The organism is Opitutia bacterium ISCC 52, assembly GCA_014529675.2.
In the GTDB taxonomy this organism is placed as follows: domain Bacteria; phylum Verrucomicrobiota; class Verrucomicrobiia; order Opitutales; family UBA2995; genus UBA2995.
Genome location: CP076040.1, coordinates 3536741 through 3551680 on the forward strand (window position 1 = coordinate 3536741; position 14940 = coordinate 3551680).

Annotated in this window: 10 protein-coding genes; 1 reads left to right on the forward strand and 9 read right to left on the reverse strand. The window is 50.0% G+C overall.

Annotated elements, in window-relative coordinates; all coding sequences use genetic code 11:
- Positions 1 to 75: 75 nt before the first annotated feature.
- Entirely contained in the window at positions 76 to 1515 is a 1440-nt protein-coding gene (locus GA003_15035; protein QXD27319.1) for a phosphoesterase, read from the forward strand.
- 119 nt (positions 1516 to 1634) lie between these two features.
- Here GA003_15035 and GA003_15040 read toward each other — a convergent pair whose 3' ends face one another.
- From GA003_15040 to GA003_15080, 9 genes are all read right to left on the reverse strand, one after another.
- Positions 1635 to 3020 (reverse strand): arylsulfatase, encoded by a 1386-nt coding sequence (locus GA003_15040; GenBank protein QXD27320.1) that lies wholly within the window; start codon positions 3018 to 3020, stop codon positions 1635 to 1637.
- A gap of 28 nt (positions 3021 to 3048) precedes the next feature.
- Positions 3049 to 4530: a glycoside hydrolase family 28 protein gene (locus tag GA003_15045; GenBank protein QXD27321.1), complete on the reverse strand. Its 1482-nt coding sequence runs from the start codon at positions 4528 to 4530 to the stop codon at positions 3049 to 3051.
- A gap of 56 nt (positions 4531 to 4586) precedes the next feature.
- Positions 4587 to 5048, reverse strand: coding sequence for a DUF3016 domain-containing protein (locus GA003_15050; GenBank protein ID QXD27322.1), 462 nt, complete (start codon positions 5046 to 5048; stop codon positions 4587 to 4589).
- Between the two features lie 98 nt (positions 5049 to 5146).
- Positions 5147 to 6997 (reverse strand): beta galactosidase jelly roll domain-containing protein, encoded by a 1851-nt coding sequence (locus GA003_15055; protein QXD27323.1) that lies wholly within the window; start codon positions 6995 to 6997, stop codon positions 5147 to 5149.
- Between the two features lie 98 nt (positions 6998 to 7095).
- Positions 7096 to 10542, reverse strand: coding sequence for a TonB-dependent receptor (locus GA003_15060; GenBank protein ID QXD27324.1), 3447 nt, complete (start codon positions 10540 to 10542; stop codon positions 7096 to 7098).
- Positions 10543 to 10774: 232 nt separating this feature from the next.
- On the reverse strand, positions 10775 to 11854 hold the full coding sequence (locus GA003_15065) for a FecR domain-containing protein (protein QXD27325.1): 1080 nt from the start codon (positions 11852 to 11854) through the stop codon (positions 10775 to 10777).
- On the reverse strand, positions 11851 to 12378 hold the full coding sequence (locus GA003_15070) for a sigma-70 family RNA polymerase sigma factor (protein ID QXD27326.1): 528 nt from the start codon (positions 12376 to 12378) through the stop codon (positions 11851 to 11853). The genes GA003_15065 and GA003_15070 overlap by 4 nt, the downstream gene beginning before the upstream one ends.
- 123 nt (positions 12379 to 12501) lie before the next feature.
- Positions 12502 to 13179, reverse strand: a complete 678-nt coding sequence (locus tag GA003_15075; protein QXD27327.1) for an RraA family protein — start codon at positions 13177 to 13179, stop codon at positions 12502 to 12504.
- A gap of 281 nt (positions 13180 to 13460) precedes the next feature.
- Positions 13461 to 14930 carry a Gfo/Idh/MocA family oxidoreductase gene (locus GA003_15080; protein ID QXD27328.1) on the reverse strand — a complete coding sequence of 490 codons (1470 nt, stop codon included), beginning with the start codon at positions 14928 to 14930 and terminating at the stop codon, positions 13461 to 13463.
- Between the last annotated feature and the right edge of the window lie 10 nt (positions 14931 to 14940).

Sequence of the window (14940 nt, forward strand, 5' to 3'; positions counted from 1 at the left end):
ACTAAGAGAAAGTGTTCCCGACAGTTGACTCACCAGGTAAATAGAGCGATATCCTCCATTTCTATCCCTAATTCTATGTGCTCACAATACCTTCGAATCGCCCTTGCCCTATGCCTAAGTCTTACAGGATTTTCCTGTTCCCAACCAAGTAAGCCTGACACGGCTGATTCCGATCGCCAATGGCTGGCCGGTGACCACCACATTCATTCTCGGTTCAGCGTTGGCTGGGATCGAACCACAAATCCACCCACACCCAAGCTCGGAGGTGACGCCATCTACCCTACCCCGATGAACGCCGTTATGGGGAAATACCACGGTCTAAGTTGGATAGTAACCACCGATCACGGAGGCCCTAATCACAGTAAGGTAAATAGGGATATCGCTTACCCAGAGCTGTTAATATCCAGGCAGACGGTGCCAGATGTGATTCAATTTTATGGTATGGAGTTCGACACGCCTGGAGCAGATCACTCGAGTCTCATTATCCCACATACCCATGACGAAGTGGATCGTCTCTTCGATATCGAATCCAGGTTTGCCAAGAACGAGCCACACCCGGCAGACAAGAGTTGGGATACAGAACCGCGCATGCTGGAAGCTCTCAAGGCAATGGACCAATTTGAAGTTAAACCACTCATCACGGCCAACCACCCTTCTCGTTCTGCCACCGGTTTGGGTGAATACGGAAAAGATCATCCGGCAGAGTTACGCGACTGGAACGACACCGCTCCCGAAATCGCGGTCGGCATGTCAGGGGCTCCAGGTCATCAGGCGAAGGCACTCAACCCCGACGGTTCCATCAAGCAGGAAGCCAGAGGATCCTACAAAACGTTTCCAACCATAGGCGGATTCGATCAGATGACCGCTCGGTTGGGAGGTTTCTGGGATTCCATGCTCGGCGAAGGCCGCCGTTGGTGGATCACAGCTAATTCAGACTCCCACATCCACTGGCGTGAAGGTGGTTCCGATTTCTGGCCTGGCGAGTATTCAAAAACCTACGTATGGGCAGAAAAGAATCATGACGACATCCTGAATGGAATCCGCCACGGCCGCGTCTTCGTTACACTGGGTGACCTGATATCGGAGTTGCAAGTAACTGCTAGTAGCGGCGGCGAGTCTTCCGAGATTGGCGGAACCCTTGAAGTAACATCCGGAGCCGATGTGGAAGTGACGATTCGATTTCTTGATCCCTCAACACTCAATGCTGGAGAGCAGAATCCATCAGTCGCGCGTGTTGATTTGATTACAGGACAAGTGAATGGTCACCTCTCGGATCGCAGCACGGATACCAATCCAAGCACAAAAGTCGTGACCCGCTTTTCTGAAAAGGTATGGCGTAATGAAGGACCCTACCGGGTCATGAGCTACCGATTGGAAAACATCAATAGCAATAGCTATATAAGAATCAGAGGTACGAACGGCCAGGAATTGGAACCTGAGCAAGATCCGCTTGGTGAAGACCCCTGGTCGGACCTGTGGTTTTACTCAAATCCGATTTTCGTCGAGGTGAAGTAAGCGGATATGGATTATCAATACCGAGCTTTCCAATGACTTGTCGCATTCCCTTTTTGAAACAGCGCCTTTAACCGTAAAATGTTGCAAGAGGATCGCGGCGTAAAGCCGCTCCTACAGTTCTAATCCAACTCGGGCACAGGCCAGTTTCTCGAAGGAGAACGAGCCGTTTTCAAATAGGCCTCAAAGCTCGCAACTATCTCAGGGTGTTGAGCAGCAACGTTGTTGTTTTCAGCTTCATCTTTGGATAGGTCGTACAGCTCAAGCGGCTCTCCAATTTTCAATCGAATGGCTTTCCAATTGCCCTGACGGACCGCCTGCTGAAAGCCACTTTCGAAAAATTCCCAGTAGAGGGTGCGTTTGCTTAAGTCCTGATCTTTTCCCAGGATGGTTGGGAGAACACTCACTCCATCGACGTCGGATGGCGCATTTGCACCTGCAAGATCTGCCAAAGTCGGTAGCACATCCGCAAAGTACCAGGCAGTAGCATCTGTTTCTCCTGCTGCCACCTTACCCGGCCAGCGGACAATCATCGGTGTACGGATGCCTCCTTCATACATATCACGCTTACGTCCTTTGAGAGAACCAGATGCATCAAATCGGCCTTCCCAACGTTCTGCGGCTCCGTTGTCCGAACAGAAAAAGACGAGTGTGTTCTCGTCGATATCGAGATCACCAAGCAGTTTAAACAAGCTGCCGATATCACGATCGAGACGGGTGATCATCGCTGCCTGCACTTTCTCATCATCCGTCCATGGCATATCCGTATAGGGTGCCGTATCCGGAATTTCGTAACGCGAGTGAGGAATCGTATAAGGTATATAGAGAAAGAAAGGTTCGTCCTGGTGACGGCTAACGAAATCGAGGGCAAAATCGGTAAAGAGATCATGCGTATAGGTTCCCTGGTTTCCATCTGCATTGTCCGGAAACTCAACCTTCATTTTATCCTTCCAGATAAAGGTCGGGTAATAGGAGTGCGCACGACGTTGGTTGAGGTAACCAAACCATTCGTCAAAGCCCTGCTCATTGGGATGGCCCGTTGTGTTCGGTTCACCGAGTCCCCACTTGCCGGTTATCCCCGTTACATAACCTACCTCTTTTAACACTTCCGCCACGGTTACATCGTCGGCTTCAAGAGGCACCCTACCCTTGCCGCCTGCTAAACCTACAACACCATACTTTCCGAAGTTTCCACGCACGGTAGTGTGACCGGTATGCTTGCCGGTCATGAGCACTGACCTGGATGGAGCACACACGGTTGAACCAGCGTAGGCATTAGTAAATCGCGTTCCTTCCTTCGCCATTTGATCGAGATGAGGCGTTTGAATCACCGTCTGGCCATAAGAGCCCAAATCACCGTAACCCATATCATCGGCCATGATGAAGATGATATTCGGCTTCGAGGCAGTTGATACCGATTCTTCCACCTGACCACAGGCAGAAAACAAAAGAACGTTTAGGATGACAAAGCATCCAAGGGATGCGGATCTGAAAGTTGAATGGTTCATACTGGTAATTTCATTGAAGCACCGGATCTTAAGGTGAGACCACACCAATCTGCACATTCTCAGACGTCATGTTGAGTACATGATAAAACAATGATGCTTCCTCCGAGACATCCACCGAGATGTTTTTAAGGCTGAGGTTATTTATAGGCATGTCGACAGTGCCCTTAAACTCGATGGCTTGCTCACTTTTAAGACAATGAATGTCACTCAGATGAATATCCTCCACCAAGGGATAGAAGGGCCCCTCTTCCTTCCCATAATTGGTGACAAAATTGATGAGCGTTCCCGTAGCTTCCTCGATGGTCGCATTGCGAAGTCCAATATGCCTCACGAATCCACCGCGCATGCTGTTGGTTTTAATACGAAATACCCGTTGTATTTTGCTACAGGTCAAATTCTCGATATAGATGTTCTCCACCCCGCCCGTCATCTCACTACCAATGGCAATGGCAGTATGCTGGGTGTTCATGATGCAGTTGGAAATGATCACGTTGCGCGTTGGCTGGTTGACTCGACGGCCATCGGCATTGCGACCGGCTTTGATGGCCACGCCATCGTCCTTGGTATTAAACTCGCAGTTTTCTATCAGCACATATTCGCTCGATTCCGGATCGCAGCCATCGTTGTTCGGGCCCGCACTCGTGCAGGTGACTCCGCGAACGGTTACATGCTTTGATAGCACCGGATGGATCATCCAGAACGGAGCGTTGATGAGGGTGATGTCTTCAATCAGCACATTCCTGCAGGCATAGGGTTCGATAAAGCTGGGGCGTAATTTTGAAGCCAGCCCAAAATTCCGTTCAGCTACAGGAACGCCTTTTTCAGCCATCTCAAACAGCTGCAGCTTGGTATGATCCGGTTCCCGGTCGAGCTGACTGAGTTTAGGAGGAATCATGCTCCACCAATTGCTGTCATCCGCTCCTCCATCGAGGGTCCCTTTGCCGGTCACTGCAATGTTGGTCTCTCCGTAAGCGTAAATCAGGGGAGAGTAGCTCATGACTTCCACTCCCTCGTAGCGGGTCAATACAGCGGGAAGAAACTTTTTGGGGTCGGTGTAAAAACGGAGCGTAGTTCCCTCCGAAACATGCAGGTTGACCTGGCTTTTTAAATGAATCGGTCCGGTCCAGAATATTCCTCCGGAAGCTACGACCCTCCCTCCACCAGCTTCGGCACAGGCCGCTATGGCTCGGCGAAAGGCTTCGGTCGAGTCGGTTATACCATCGGGAATGGCGCCAAAATCCTGAATGAGGAACTCTCGATCCGGAAATTCTGGAACTACGATGGATTGCCGGAGCTTCTCCATGTTATCCCACGAAAAAATTTGCGATTCATCAGCACCCACAACGGCATTGATGTTGGGCTTCAGGGTGCCATCCACATAGGTAGAATCAGATTCCGGATCTTTAGAAAAACCGTTGGAGGCCAGAAACATGACCAAGCAGATAAAACAGAAATACTGTGAAAGATGCCGAATCGAGAACATGCCCAAAGCGTCTTCTGAAATATTCAAAGGATCAAAAGTAAAATGCCCTGCGGAGCATTAAATCGAACATAAATCCTATGATCTCAATTTTCTCCTTTAGATACCAGCTTAGCAAGATCACCTTTGATCCAACGCTCCAACAGGCGTCGTTCATAGTAGAAATTGTCAATTGAACTATTCCTACTGGATACACCCATCTGATAGCTGTAATCTTTAAGTTGGATTTCCCCGTCAGCTAATACCTCACCTGAGGCGTTAACCAATTGATAACTCAAACTAATTCTTGGTGGATAGTGATCTCTATAAAAGCGTACTTCATCGAGAGGGATTCTCTGCCAAGGCTCAAAACTACCTGCTAAATCAATATCTTGAAAATGAATGGCGAGTGTCACTCCTTCCGGGAATGAGTTATCCACCGCTCGTTCCAAGTATTTAATTATCTCTTTGCTGAAAGCCTCAGTTGATACGGTTTGCTGGGTGATTGCATACTCAAAATCTGAGAACTCCTCAGGATCTTCATAGCTTAGCGTGACCGCTGCTTGCACCGAGGAACAACTCGCTATCAATAACCCCGCCATCATCAAGATTCTCATACTAAACTAATACCGAAAAAAATTACTTTTGGATGCACAAAATAGTCCAATCACTCATCGGATTCAACATACAGTTGGCTGTGAATCTTCCGGAGAGACTCCAAGGGGATCTTGATCAATTCCCGGTCGTAAGTCATCAGGCCGTTCATTTCGCCTTCGATATCTGTGATTTGTGTGTAGACAGCGGCTGACAATCCCTTGTTGCGTTGCATGTCCAGCATCTGGTCAAACATCGATCGGTAGGCCTGCTCCAGTTCTTCTCCCGAGTAAAATACCTGGTACCCCCAATATTGTTTGTCCAGATCCCAGATATGCTCCTCGATGGGCCAGCCGATGCCCCCGTATTCGCCAAGCACGGACGCCTTGTCCATGAACCTGGGTGGCACCTGCGTTTCCACCTCATAGGAGTGGATGTCATGTATATCCCCGATCGGACGATGGGCCCAGCCACTGGCCGCGCTGATCAGCCGTGACGGGTCGTAGGTCTCCACGAATTCGGTTACCCGCAGGGTATCATACTGTCCCCAGCCCTCGTTGAAGACAACCCACATGACTATGCTGGGTGCATTGAAATGAAGGTCGATCATGCGCCTGAGTTCCCATTCAAACTGGGCCGCATCCAGCGTGGTCCGGTGCGCATCCGGCCCGGTCTTGAGAGCGCGGGGAACGGGTTTGGACTTTCCTTTTGCATTTACGTCAACGGCTGCCATCCCGGAGGGCATGTCCTGCCAAACCAGCATGCCGAGTTTGTCGCAGTGGTAGTACCAGCGGTCGGGCTCCACCTTGACGTGCTTGCGGATCATATTGAAACCCATCTGCTTGGTGATCTCGATGTCGTAGCGCATGGCTTCGTCCGAGGGAGGCGTCATAAGCCCGGCCGGCCACCAGCCCTGGTCGAGTGGACCGTAGTGAAAAAGCGGTTGGTTATTCAAAAATAGGTATTTCGAACCGTTCCGGTCGCCGAGACTGATTTTGCGCATGCCGAAGTAGCTGTCGACTTCGTCAATGATGTTCCCCTCCGGGTTGAGCAGGGTCAGGTGCAAATCATAAAGGAACGGGTCGTCCGGTGACCATAAGCGGGGTGAGGGAATTTTTATCTCGGATCGCTCGTGCACGGGAACGGACGTCTCCGCCACGGTATTCTTGCCGGCCGACACTTTGACCTGCACCGTGTGTCCCGTTCGAGAAGCTTCATCGAGTAATGGGAGAATGGATACTACTTCACGGTCAATATCGGGAATCACTCTGGCTTCTCCCAGGTAGACTTCAGGTGACACTGCTTCCAGCCATACCGTTTGCCAGATTCCACTCACGGGGGTGTAGGTGATCTTGGCCTCGTGGAGGCTTTGCTTTCCCCGGGGCTGGGCTGCGAAACTGGTCGGATCGTCAATGGCAACCACCAGTTCCTGTTGCCCCTCTTTTTTCAGGAAGGGTCCAAGCTTGAATGAAAAGCGGTCGAAGGCTCCCTTGTGCGACCCAATGTAGGCGCCGTTGAGCCAGACTACAGTTGCGTAATCGGCGGCCTCGAAATGGAGAACCACTTCCTTGTCATCCCAGTCGTCAGGTAACCGAAAGGTCCGCCGATACCATAGCCGGTCCTCCGGGGTTACTATTCCACCGATACCAGAAAGGGAAGATTCGACGCAAAACGGAACGAGGATCTTGTCCTCGAACGCTTCAGGTTGCGGATCCGCTTTTTTCTGCAAGGCAAAGTCCCAGAGACCGTTCAGGTTCAACCAGTCCGCACGCTGAAATTGCGGCCGCGGATACTCTTGCCAAACATTTTCGGGAGTTAGCTCCTTGGCCCAACGGGAGGCAATACGTATGTCAGTCGGCTGCCACTCATTTCCAAACAAGCTAAGAACGGCAAATACCTGACTCACTATCAGGACAATTCTCATGATGACCATAGATGATAATTAGGTAACCATCACTACAAAACCTTTGCATCAAAAAAAAGTCCCCGGGACAACTCCCGGGGACTTCTCAATAAGTGATACTAGAAAGATCCTCTTACGCCCAATACGTATCGACGACCGATGGTCTGATAGGACGTCGTGAACAGCCCAGCATTCGGCCCGATGTAGCGTTCATCGTTCGGTGTGTCCGATAGGTTGTCACCTTCGAAGAACACACGGATGTCTTTGTCTGCGAATAAGCGATACTGAATGGACAGGTCCAGGTTTTCCTGTTCCCGGTCGAACGTGATGGCCGAGATAGCCGCCGTGGACGGTGTCCGCTGCAAACTGGAGATCCAATTGTAGGAGAGACGCACGTTGAAACGTTGTTGTTCGTAGAACAGCTGGAGGTTGTAGATCTCTTTAGCCTGGTTCGTCAGCGAGTCCGTGAACTGGTATCCCAAGATATCGAATTCACCGTCCGCCAACCTATCTTCGTCAAAGATCGGGTCATTCTGGTCACCCGTGATGTAGGCGTAGTTGGGAACAAAGCTCAGGCCATGAAGCAGGTCAATATTGGGGAACATGTCCTCAAAGTTGAAATACCCTGTGAACTCGACCCCCTCAATACTACGCTCTGAAGCGTTGGACCAAAATCGAGTATCAGAGGTAACGAACTCTGTTCCAAGACTTGGATCCTCTGGATCCACCAACACTTCAATCTCCCGCTGGAAGGTGTATTCGAGCAAAAAGTCTTCGAGATCCTTTTTGAAAGCGGTCACTGAAACCATATTACGTTGTTGCGGACCAAAGTAATACTCCCAGGCCAGATCGAAGTTTTCTGAGGTCTGCTCCAACAGATTTGGATTTCCCAGGTCGAACTCATCGTCCCGATTGGTCAGGTTGAGTACGCCGGCTGCCTGCAACTGACGATTGGCTTCTCCCAAGTCAAAGGGAATAAGTTCCCGGTAATCTGGACGAGTAAGCGTGTTCGTCCAGGCAAAGCGGAACACATGTCCACTGTCTCCGGCTCGATAGGATAGTACTGCACTCGGAAGCGCGTTGTCATAGCTGTTGGTGCGACGAATATCATTTACGATATCACCAAAAGAGAAGGTACCATCCGGTCCGACAAATCCGAGATCCTGAACGCCTTCCTGCAGAATTTCATTAAGAATTCCCTGCTGGTCCGAATTGAGGTTAGGAATATTACTGCCATCAATAATGAAATTAGAGGGTTTCCAGGTCGTATCCAATTGTGTTGTCTCCACACGAAGGCCGGTCACCAAAGTAAAATTGTCCCAGCGAAACGTTCCCTGCATGTAAGCAGCAGTAATGTCTTCCTGTAACTCCGCCGTGTCGGCTGCGTCCCGCAGATCCGAGCGGTTCCACTCCCAGTTGTCAGGACTGGACTGATAGTCGCTGAAGAAGAAATCATAGGCAGGATCCGCTCTCACAAATGGACCAGCGATATCCGAATAAGTGCCATCCCAAAGGGTAAAGTTGCCATCTGCCGGATCGGCAAATTGACCGGCCGGATATACTTTATTATTTCCTTCAACGGGGTTGATGAACAACTCAGTGGTCTGGTTGTCGCGCTTGGCGCTACGGAAACGTGCACCCGCTTTCAGGACCAGGAAGTCACTCACCTCCTGCTCAACGTCGAAACTGGCCAGAAGTACATCCTCGGTCACATTTTCATAAAGGAAACGCGGGGAGGTGTTGGTGAAGCTACGGTTGGCATCACTAAATACATTCACACCTCCGTTGGAAGGGACATGCCCTCGGCCTTTAGTAACTTCAAATACGCTAAAGGAGGGTAAGGGAGTGGCGCCATACCAACGTGCTCGCAGTGGGTCTCCAGCATTGGTTTTGCGAAAATCCTCCTGAAAACGCCATTGGCGTCGGAAATTGTCACCTTCATCCGTGGAAAATAGAACGCGGTATTCGATGAGCCCTCGATCTAACTGTGTTTCGCCGCCGAAGTCAAAAGTGTAGGTTTCGCTGTCGATATTTCTGCCGGTGATGATACGATCCACTCGGCCATCCCAGTTGGCTTCGAAATCCGGAGTAACGATGATATTTCCGCTGCCGTCAGTGGCCTGAACAAAGGTATCACCTTCACTCCCCAATACAGGGTCATCGTCATCCTCGATCCATTCACCCAAGGGATTGCCAGAATCATCCAGGAACCAGTAATTTCCGCGGAACGCGCGCTCCAAACGATCAACCCGAAAGGCAAAGCTGTCCCGGACATCCCGTTCTTTCTGATACCACGGGCGAAAGTAGAGCGAGGTCGTATCCGAGAGAAGTAGATCAATGCTTGCATTGAAGGTAAACTCATCCCGTGTGGTGCGAACTTCATTCGGATCAAACCGGTCCCAGATGGGATTGGAGGCATTGGGGTTCACAGCCAGTACAGTCTGCTCAAGAAAGCTGTCCCGGTTAGGATCCGAGCCATTTGGCGTACGGTTGGTTTGGTCGAGAAAACGGTTTTGAGTAGACCATTCGACCAGGTCTTCATCGACATAATTGACGTTGAACAAGATACCGAGGTTATTCTCTCCTCCAAAAGCATCCAGTATGTCAGAATGCACAAAGTTCACACCCCAGCCGTTCTCGTCACCCTGATCGCGATTGCGAACTTCGAATTTGTAACGGGAGGTTCGGCGCCCAAGGTCAAAGGCATTGGCCGTTTCGACATTTACGGATCCTCCAATCGAATCAGCGGGATGTTCAGCGGTAATACTCTTAATGATCTCAACACCTGATACCATTTCGGAAGGGATTTGAGTAACATCAAAATTCCGGGAGCCCAGACGAGCGTTGGCTTGCGAAGCACCATTGATTCGGATGGTGTTGTACTGCCCATCCGCTCCTCTAATGGTCACACTTCCCTCAGCATTTCCCTGCCCACCAACGACGTTGACACCGGCAAGACGTGACAGAGCCTCACCCAAATCATCGTCCGGTAGTTCGCTGAGTGCATCAGAGCTGAGATAGCTGCCAATGATGTCAGATTGTTTTTGCCTTTCCACTGATGCTGCCTGCGCGGCACCGTATATTTCATAGGCTTGAAGCGTGACGATTTCCTCATCCGCCTCCTGTGCGTTTGCGGCATTACCACTAAAGGTAAGTACGGCAGCAACCCCACTGAGGAGGGAGTTAAATATTCCTTTTTTGTTGGTCATTTCTGGAGTAGTTCTAGGTTCTGTATCGAGTTGTGTAGTTGTCGGGTCGGGCTCAGGCATGGACTTTACCTCCTCAGAAACACGGGTAACCGCAAAGGCGCCGGTCTCCCGATCCTCCACAATTGTAAGCGGCGTATTCGCCAGCATAACTTCCAATGCCTCCAAGGGAGTATAGGTTCCATCGACCGGGTTCGTATGCACCCCTTTCGCAATTCCCACGGCGAACATAACGTCTACGCTGCCCTGATGTGCGACTTGAGGTAAGGTCGATGTAGCCTCCCCGGATTTGATCTCGAAGACATGTTTTTCCAAAGCTACGTGATCCGCACCATGCAATGAAGTAAGAAGTGTACCCAAGAAAACGAGCAATAGGCAAAAATAGCCTAAGCCGCAGGGCATTAACCAACGCATAGTTCGGTTCATTTGTAGTCATGGAGCAACAGTCTACTGCTCCAGAGACGATCCGTTTTTCAATTCAGGTGAAAAACTGTTGAAGAAAATGAAATTTTATTTTCCGGGGGTCAACCTTGACGTCACAATTCTACGGAGAATGAGTTGTAAGGAATAGAATTTTCGGGCTTAAGTTGCCTTACTGAGCGCTTGAACGTTGGACCAGGGTGATTGACTCATCACTTTCCACAGTGGCCTTCACAGGCACCATCAATTCGAGCAGGCGAACAAATCCGTCGAGATTATAGGAACGAAATGTGGCAGTGATCGCCACATCCATCAATTCCTGATCTTCGATGGATATTTGCCGCGTATTATAGTGATTAAACTCAGCTACAATTTCTGATAACGGTCTCTCAACAAACTCCAGAACCTGGTGCTTCCAGGCCAACTCCTCATCAACTTCTTCTTCCGAAACCTTTTCGACCTGAGGCAGGACCGTCTCGGTTACGAATGAAAGAAGCGACCGTTGGCCAGCTTCTAACTCTGGGTTAATCTCTACTGGCTCCAGAGTGTCCGCAAGGTCGCTAGTGGCAACAAGCGCCGAAGAATCCATCAGCACCTTTCCGTGTGTAACGATCACCTCAAGGGAGTCTTCCTCCAATTTTACATTAAAGGCCGTACCAACCGCCTTAACATCAATACCACGCGCACTAACGATGAATGGCCGATTCGGATTTTTAGCTACTTCAAAGTAGGCCTCACCCGACAACAGGTCTATCCGTCGTTCTCCTGAGGAATAGCGGATGCCAATCTGAGCACCTTTATTGAGTTCAACAATGGATCCGTCCAGGAGTCTATGGATCTGATACTCCATAGCCATCAACCCCTTTTGGGGAAGGAATCCATTAAATGATCCATCCTTGTCCGGCAGTGCCCAGAAAAGTATTCCCAAAAATAGGACCGCTGCGGCCGCCATGGCAGAAACTCGCACAAACCAGATTCGCCGAATCAAAGGAGTAGCCAACAAATCGGGGTTTGGCCGTTCGGCATGTTCTGGAAGCCACTCCACTAAGAAATCAAATTGCTTGTACTCACGCTGGTGATTGGCAAACCACTCTCCTTGGAGCGGATCGGTCGCCAACCATTCAAAAAATGCGTCCTGCTCCTCAGGCGAGACGTTACCGTCGAGTTTAATGACCCAATCGAGTGCTTCCTCGTCGATTCGAACCTCTTCCTCGGAACGATTGTTTTCAGGGGATGGATCGTGGTTATTCATTTTCTAGCATGCTCGTGCATAAAAGCGCTGCATTTACGGACGCCAATTTTTAACTGAGTGGCCACGGTATTTACCGTCAGCCCCAATTCTTTGGCAATGTCTGGCTGGGACATGCAATATACTTTTCTTAAGGTAAAAATCTGCCGACAACGGGTTGGTAATGACTGAATAGCCTTGGTTAATAATTCTAACTCCTGAGTGTGTTCGATAGACTCCTGAATGGAGTCACCAATATCTATGACGTCCGAAAGTTCGTTTTCGGGTAAAGAATCGAATTGAATAATTTTTGATCGCCTCACTACGTCGAGCGCCATGTTGCGCGCTGTGGCAAATAGAAAGGCCTTGGGAGATCTTAATTCACTGGATTCCCGAGCCTTCAGGACTTTGACAAACGCCTCCTGAATGATGTCATCCACTTCGACAGAATTGGAAAAACGGCTTTTCAACCAGGCCCTCAGCATAGGCTCATGCGGCTGCAGGTGCTCTGCAAACCAATGGCTTTGCTCTGAAAATTCGGGAGGCATGATTAAGATGTAAGCCCTAGCCTTTAGCACACCGGTTGAGTGTTAGGCCATAAAAACTTTTTGGGTATTCAATCTAATAAACGAGAATCGACTCATTCAACCTCGCGGCAAGACTGTATCCGGTTACATAATACCAAATTCCTCAAAGGCTTCTTTCGCGGGCATTCCATCTTCCAGCGCCTTTCGAACGAGCTTTTCACCCCGTGCTTTTTCCAAGGCACTCGCAAAAGCTTCTTCAACGGCATTTGCGGGAATAATCAGAACGCCATCCAAATCCCCATAAACGATGTCACCTGAGGCAACTGGGATTCCGCTAAAATCAATCGGCGACCGATAATCAACCACCCTTCCACGTGGCCCCTGGTCCTGGGCATAAGTTCCCATTGAAAATGTAGGAAATTCAAGTTCGCGAATTTCAGGGGTGTCGCGTGAGTAACCATTCATGACGGCTCCTACAGCGCCGAGTTTAAGAGCTCTCGTACTCATGAGACCTCCCCACAAAGCGTAACTAGGAGAAGCCCCACTACAGATATAAACTTCGTTGGCTTGCAAGCCATCCAGGGCATCGAACATGAGTCCAAAATCATTCTGGCCAGACTCGTCTTCCTGCTGATCTAGGTCCTGCTCTAGCACTGTCATGGCCCGACCGATCACTACCATGGAATGATCAAGCGGCTTGATAGACGGCGGTAGGAACTGTTTGAGCAGCCCCATCTTGTCCAGCACGTCTCCCACCACGGCCGTGAATAATTCGCGCCGGGCTAATTGAAACAGTTCTTCGTCATTTTCCCACAAGGACATGAACTCATGCGACCATGAAGTCGGGGGCTGTTCCAGATAAAATTGGGGAAACAGGAATTAAGGGCAGATTACTTTTTCCTAAAACAAAAACCTCGTGTTGCTTTAGCGTACGAAACGGCAATCCTGCTCCCGATTTGAACAGCCCTTGAAACTCTCCATCGGGAGCAAGCTCCCTTCCTACAGCTGTGCCAGTAGCATTTCCAACAAGTTGTCGCCCACAGGTATAAAAAAGGGCAGCCCCGATTGGGACTGCCCTTTGAAAGTTTATTTTAAAACGAGAACTAAGCTTTCCACTTCCAGCCTTTACTGTACTTGCGCTGGATGTATTTCTTTAGCTCTGGCTTGCCTTTGATTTCCATCTTTTCGGCATTCCACTGAAGCTTCTCATTCGGAGAACGCTGAGCGACTACACCTAATAGAATGGTTTCAGTAAACGGTCCTGCATGATCGAAGTTGGATTGGCATTTAACGACCTTACCTACAACGGCGTCATAGAACTCGTCGTAATTCTCTTCGTTCGTGGCACGAGGAATCGAATTCGCCGGCCAGGTAAATCCGTCCACGGCTGTGGTTGGATTAATCACCCAGTTTTCGTTGTGACGGTGGAAGAACATTTTTCCTTCCTCACCGATGATTACGCAACCGTAGTCATCAAATGGACGACCATCCAAAACTTCAGCTGATGGGTGATTGTATTCTTCACTGCCTTTAACGAGTTTCCATGTCTTGCGATCGAACTTGGCATCGAGGTAACCATCATACCAATTGAAACGAACGCCGCGACTATGGGTGTATTGATTAGGTTCGAACTCCCAAGTGATCTTCGAATTAATGGGAGGAGAGATATCGGTGGCACCAGATTGTTCTGCGGTAACGTTCTTGGGTGCACCTGGCATCAATGCCCAGTGTGGCATATCCATAATGTGGCAAGCCATGTCACCCAAAGCACCGGTGCCGTATTCCCACCATCCACGCCAAGAGAAGGGTGCGATGTTCTCATTATAATCAACGTGTGCAGCGGGTCCAACCCATTGCTTCCAATCGATCCATTCCGGAACGGGCTGCTTCGCGGGTGGCTTTTGAAATCCTTGCGACCAAATCGGACGGTTGGTCCAGATGTGGACATCTCTCACCTTGCCGATGATTCCAGCACGGATCAGTTCCACACAACGACGCATGTGGTCTTCGGCGTGCGCTTGGTTACCCATTTGGGTTTTCACACCGGTTTCGGCTGCAATCTCGGCTAGCTTACGCGCTTCCCAAATGCCGTGGGTCAAGGGCTTCTGACAATAGACGTGCATACCAGCCTGCATCGCCAACGCAGACGCGTGGAAGTGATGGTGGTCAGGCGGTGTTACGGTTACTGCGTCTACTTTGCCTTCCATCTCCGCGATCATTTCACGGTAGTCGGTCCAAAATTGAGCCTTCGGGTAACGATCGCGCACTTCGGCGACAGACTTCAGGCGACGATTGTTCATCGCCTTAGAGTCGAACTTCTTGGAGTCAACCACGTCCACGAGTCCGATAATATCGAAGCCGGCATCTTGGCAGCCGCGGGTATCGGCATTTCCTTTACCTCCGGCACCGATGGCAACCAGTGTGGGTTTAGTTAATTTTCCCCAAGCGTGACTTGGAATAAACTGAAAGCCAAAGGCCGCTGAGGCAGCGGTGGCGGACACTTTACCGAACTTACGACGGGAAATTTTTGAAGAAGTCTCTTCAGGAGTATTATTAGTGGGTAGTTCTGACATGCTACCCAGT